The organism is Frankia sp. CeTa3Moorea, assembly GCF_978021225.1.
Genome location: NZ_CDXDOR010000227.1, coordinates 1 through 5,436 on the forward strand (window position 1 = coordinate 1; position 5,436 = coordinate 5,436).

Consider the following 5,436-nt stretch of genomic DNA (forward strand, 5'->3'; position numbering starts at 1 on the left):
GGGGAGGTGGCTGGGGACGGGGAGATGGACCCCGACGACGCCTCGGTCGACGCCTCGGTCGATGTCCCGGTCGACGTCCCGGGACTGACCATCGCCGTGGCGACGCCGGCCCCGCCGACCAGGAACAGCACAACGACAAACACCGTCGGCACCAGACCGCGCGACGGCCGTCGCACGAATCGACCAGATACTCGATGGCCAGACACCAGAGCGCCCCCCCGGGTGCGGCTGGCAACACGCCCGTTGCCGGCGGCCTGCCCCGGACCGGCGGAGACAACGTGATGCACGTTAGGCGGAAGCCCCACCATACGACGATCGATAGGATAACAGTCGCGTTGCCGGTCATCCGGGCCACGGGGGGAAGCGGTGAATGTCAGATTGCCGACGGAGAGGTCGGCGCGGGAAAGTATTTTCGTCGCCGTTTGCCTGACGGCGTGCCTGAGTTGGCTCATGTTACCCATGGCGTCTCCGGTCCATGCGGCGGACGACGGGGTGGAACTCGGCGTCACCGTCGACGGTCAGCCCCTCGGTGAGGACAACGTGGTCCTCGGAGCCAGTGCGGTCGCCCGCGTGGTGGTCAGCGTGCAGAACCTGACCCGGTCGAACGTCCCCGTCGACTCGGTACGGCTGAGCGGAACCATGCTCGGCCTCACCTTCTTCGACTACGACACCCGGGTGCGCACAACCATCCCGGCCCGCGGATCGGCGAACTGGACCGTCGACCTGGATATGCGCGACCTCGACGGCCGGGCCACCGGACTGATGCCGGTGGAGGTGGCGATCCGGGGCACGAACCTGCACACGGTGGCCGAGGTGTCGGGAACCGCCGACATCCACGGATCGCTGTTGTCCATCTACGGGCTGTTCGGCCTCGGGCTTGTCGTCCTGATGGGGCTGCTCTGGGCCGTCGCGTTACTCCCGCTCGGCCGCCATGCAGTGCCGGCCACCTGGTGGCAACGCGGCCTGCGGTTCGTGCCCGCCGGCTGCGGGATCGGCCTGTTCGTCATCTTCGCGCTTTCAGCCACCCGGTTACTGTCACCCGGCACCCCCAGTGATTTCGGCATCACCATCACGGCGACCGCCGTCTGCTTCGGGCTCGGGGCTCTGCTGCCCCAGCTGGTCCCGGCGACGAGGCGCGGCTGACCCCACCGGCCGTCCACGTGACGCACACGCTGAGGATCGAGGGGCCCGGCCTGCGCGAGGCCACGACGAAGGACCTCGCACCGGGTGAGTCCGAGGACCTCACGGTGACCCTGCAGCCGGGTACTTACCAGCTGGGCTGCCCGGTCGGCAACCACGAGTCGCTGGGTATGAAACTCGGCATCACGGTGTCCTGAGCCGTCCGCGCCATCTGGTGGAGTCGGCTGACGCCCACGTCAGCGCGCCGCTCACCGGCCGGCGCCCGCGACGTTCCGCGCCTCGCGACCGCAGGCGGGGCGTGTCATTCATTGACGAGATGGCTACAGTTCGACACCATCTAACTTCAGTTGGTAATCAATCGGCGGAGTGCCGGCTGGTCCTCCGTCCAGCCATCCCGGCCCGATCCGTTGCCAGGATCCTGGCGACCGAACCCGTGCTACGGCGCCCCGGCGGCCACGACGACGGTCGGGAAGGCCTGACCAGGGAGGTCGGCCGTGCCGAGCAACCGGAGAACATTCGTACACCTGGCGGTCATGGCCGGAGCCACCGCACCGTTGTCCCTCACCGGGCTTCCCGTGTCTCTCACCGGGCTTCCCGCGGCGCTGGCGGCGCCGGTTCCGGGACCACGACCTGACCCACACCAGACGACGCCGGCCGGGGTCGGCATCCCCGGACCAGGCAGTCCCGGCTGGCTGACCAGTGGCAACAGCCGCGGGCTCTACGCCGGTTACTGGGTCAGCGGCGCGTACAGCACCACGGGCTTCCTCTGGCGCGACGGCACCGTGCATGTCCTCAACGGCAGCACGGCACCGAAGACGGTGACCGAGGACGGCGTAGTCATCGGCGATTTCGTCAGCCACTACGACCGGCAGGCGTTCCGGCTGGAACACAGAAACCCCCAGCCCCAGCGTCTGGGCTACCTCGGCGGCACCCAGACGGCCGGCGGCTACAGCAGCACCGCGGCGGCGGTCAACCGCGCCGGGGTCATCGTCGGCACCAGCACCACCAACGCTGGTACGTTCCATGCCTTCCGGTGGGCGGACAGCCACCTGCAGGATCTGGGTACGCTCGGCGGCCCGGGCAGCTCCGCCGTCGCGGTCACCAGCGCCGGTGCCATCGCCGGCAGCAGTGACACCGCCGCCGGCCCGTCCCACGCCTTCCTCTGGAGGAGAGGCACCCTGCACGACCTGGGTACCCTCGGCGGCCCGTCGAGTTCCGCGGTGGCCGCGAACGACGCCGGGCAGATCGTGGGCTACAGCGACACGGCCGACGGTCACACCCACGCCTTCCGCTGGGAACGCGGTCGTCTGATCGACCTCGGCACGCTCCCCGGCGACACCGATTCCTCGGCGATCGATATCAACAACGTCGGCCAGGTCCTCGTCCGGAGCCGCGGCTCGTCGAGCCGTGCATTCGTCTGGCAGCACGGCCAGCGCGCGACCATTAGCGTGCCCACCGACGACCTCGAGGTGACCGCCATCAACGACCGGGGAACCGTCGCCGGCACGGCGAACGGGCACGCGTTCCGTTGGCGCAACGGCCGCTTCACCGATCTCGGCACGCTGGGCGGGCCGTACAGCTACGCGAGCGCCATCACCCCCACCGACGTCGTCCTCGGTTCCTCGGTCCCGGCGGACTCCCCGATTCCGCTCGCGACCTTCTGGCCGGCCCCCGGCCGCTGACGCGACCCGCGAGGCGTTTTCGGTCAGGATGGACGATGTCGGACGGATGGAGACCCCGCCGGCACGGCGGACCGCCGGCACCAGCACGGACGACCCGACGGAGGATCATCATGAGCGAGTCCGAAGACATCGCGGTACACACCCTGCCCGGCCACGTCGCCGTCGTCGAGGTCCGCCGTCCGCCGCACAACTTCTTCGACGTACGTCTGATCCAGACCCTCGCCGACATCTATGACAAGCTCGACGCCGACTCCGACGTCCGTGCCGTCGTGCTGTGCTCCCAGGGCAGGAACTTCTGCGCCGGAGCCGACTTCTCCGGCGCGAGTGCGGCCGAGGCAATTTCGGCGGATGAGGGGGCGCCGGCCCTTTACCGCGAGGCGCTACGGCTATTCGCCTCCCCGATACCGGTCGTGGCCGCGGTGCAGGGCAGCGCGGTCGGCGGCGGGCTGGGGCTCGCGCTGTCCGCGGACTTCCGGGTCGCGAGCCCAGACAGCCGCTTCGCGGCGAACTTCTCCCGGATCGGGCTGCACCAGGGCTTTGGCATCTCGGTGACCCTGCCGGCGGTCGTCGGCCGGCAGAAGGCGCTCGACCTGCTCTACACCGGTCGCCGGGTCGGTGGGCAGGAGGCGTTCGACATCGGCCTCGCCGACCGGCTCGTGCCGAACACCGAGCTGCGGGAGGCCGCGGTGGCGCTGGCCGGTGAGATCACCGCCGCCGCGCCGCTGGCCGTGCGCAGCATCCGGGAGACAATGTGGGCGGATCTCGTCCCCGTCATCCGGGCGGCCACCGAACGGGAAACCGCCGAGCAGGCCAGACTGCGGGCCACCGAGGACTTCGCCGAGGGGGTGCGCGCCTCGACGGAGCGCCGCGAGCCCCGTTTCACCGGCCACTGAGTGGTCCGGGCGGGCCGGTCCTCGGGGACTTCCGGGCGGGCGGGACGAGCCACTGGTCAGGCCTGGCCGCGGGCCGCCGCCTCAGCCGGTGAGGAACCGCCCGCCTAGATAGGCCTCGGCCAGCTCGCAGCTGTCCCGAGCGTACTCGGTGACGCTCGGGACCGCGTCCGAGTGCGGATGGGTGCCCAGCCAGGCCACCAGGAGCAGCCGGCGCAACAGGACGAAGGTGGGGATCATTGCCACGTCGTCCGCGGTGAGCGGGCGCTGGCGCTGGTAGGCGGCCAGCCAGGCGGCCACCAGGTCGCCGGCCTCGTTGAGGTGCTCGATGAAGGACAGCGACGCGGCGAGATCCCAGAGGTACCAGCCGAAGCCGCAGTCGTCGAAGTCGATCACACAGACTTCCCCGGTGGACTCGTCCCGGGGTACCAGGAGGTTCGCCAGCCGCATGTCGGCGTGGACGAGCCCGAACCGGTCCAGCCCGGTGCCGAAGGCGGCCAGGCGTGCCTCGATGTCGGCCGCGGCCCGGCTCAGCAGGCCCAACGCCGCGCGGCCGTCCCCCCGCGGGCCGTCCCCCCGCGGGCCGGGGCCGCCGGCCAGCGCGATGATCAAGCCCTCCGACCAGCTCCCCCACCGGCCAGCGTCGCCGAGCATGCTCCGCCAGGTCCACTCGAAGCGGGCAAAGGTAGCCGGGCGGGACCACTCCCGCGCGTGCCGATGCAGCCGCGCGGTGATGTCCCCGAGCTGCCCGAACGCGCCGCGCAGGGACGTGGGGTCCGTCGGTTCCGGTGAACGTCCGTCGACCCATTCGAACAACACGGCGTGCCGCTCGGCACCACCCGGCCCAGCGGGATCCGGCGAGGCGGGATCCGGCCCAGCGGGATCCGGCGAGGCGGCGCTCGGGGGGAGGGCGCCGGTCGCGGCCACGGTCGCCACGGGCCCACCCGCCATCGTCGGCACGACCGGCGGCGTCACGACCACGCCGTCGGCGCGCAGGGCAGCCACCCACGCCAGCTCGCCGTGAATCTCGACGAGAGTGTGGTACCCGGGCCGGTGCAGCCGCAACGCCCAACGCCGGCCGGTCGCCGGGTCGTCCACGCGGTAAGTGACGTTCTCCGAGACATGCAGCAGGCTCGCCCGCGGCGACGGGCCGAGATCGTAGGCGGCGAGGACGTCACCGAGGACGCCGTCCAGCCCCACCAGCCCGTCAACGGAGGTCGCGCTCACCGTACGACCGCCGGTCCAGGCGAGATGGCGCCTCCGTGGGAGGATATGACCCCGCGTACGGTTCCGGCCTGCTTGAACCCTTGCTTGAACCCTGTTTCACCAGGGGAAATGGTCCGCATCCATCTTGTTTGCCGGAGTCGGCGGGCCGCCGTCAAGGAACCGGGCCCGGCCGCACCCTCCGTCGAAACCCACCGTCGAAGAACCAGCGCCACGGCGCGGCGCCTCCACAAACACGGCCGCGCTGCGGCCGACGCCGTGCTGTTCTGCACCCCGCAGTACGCAGGCGCACTACCGGAAGCTTCAAGAACCTGATCGACTGGACGATCGGCGGCGGGGTGAGCCCATCGCGGTCCACCGGCGACCGACCCGGACGGCCGACCACCGATGGGCCCGCGATGGGGACACCGACCTTCCCTCCCTCGCGCCCTGCGCGGCGTCTCACCCGGACAGGTGACCCGCCGCGGCCGGACACGTCAGTTCGGGATGGGCTGGCAGTT

At 71.0% G+C, this 5,436-nt stretch carries 5 protein-coding genes; 4 read left to right on the top strand and 1 reads right to left on the bottom strand.

Going from position 1 to position 5,436, the window contains the following annotated elements:
• The first annotated feature begins 459 nt into the window (after window positions 1-459).
• The 4 genes from AC08OV_RS23175 (at window position 460) to AC08OV_RS23190 (ending at window position 3,715) form a co-directional block, all read left to right on the top strand.
• A complete protein-coding gene (locus AC08OV_RS23175; protein ID WP_476616000.1) occupies window positions 460-1,143 on the top strand; it encodes a hypothetical protein in 684 nt (227 codons plus the stop codon).
• Between the two features lie 17 nt (window positions 1,144-1,160).
• Entirely contained in the window at window positions 1,161-1,337 is a 177-nt protein-coding gene (locus AC08OV_RS23180; RefSeq protein WP_476616001.1) for a hypothetical protein, read from the top strand.
• Between the two features lie 297 nt (window positions 1,338-1,634).
• A complete protein-coding gene (locus AC08OV_RS23185; protein WP_476616002.1) occupies window positions 1,635-2,822 on the top strand; it encodes an HAF repeat-containing protein in 1,188 nt (395 codons plus the stop codon).
• 110 nt (window positions 2,823-2,932) lie between these two features.
• Window positions 2,933-3,715 carry an enoyl-CoA hydratase/isomerase family protein gene (locus AC08OV_RS23190; protein ID WP_476620316.1) on the top strand — a complete coding sequence of 261 codons (783 nt, stop codon included), beginning with the start codon at window positions 2,933-2,935 and terminating at the stop codon, window positions 3,713-3,715.
• Between the two features lie 81 nt (window positions 3,716-3,796).
• Here the strand turns inward: AC08OV_RS23190 and AC08OV_RS23195 are convergent, their stop codons facing one another.
• Entirely contained in the window at window positions 3,797-4,939 is a 1,143-nt protein-coding gene (locus AC08OV_RS23195; RefSeq protein ID WP_476620317.1) for a phosphotransferase enzyme family protein, read from the bottom strand.
• Window positions 4,940-5,436: the final 497 nt, after the last annotated feature.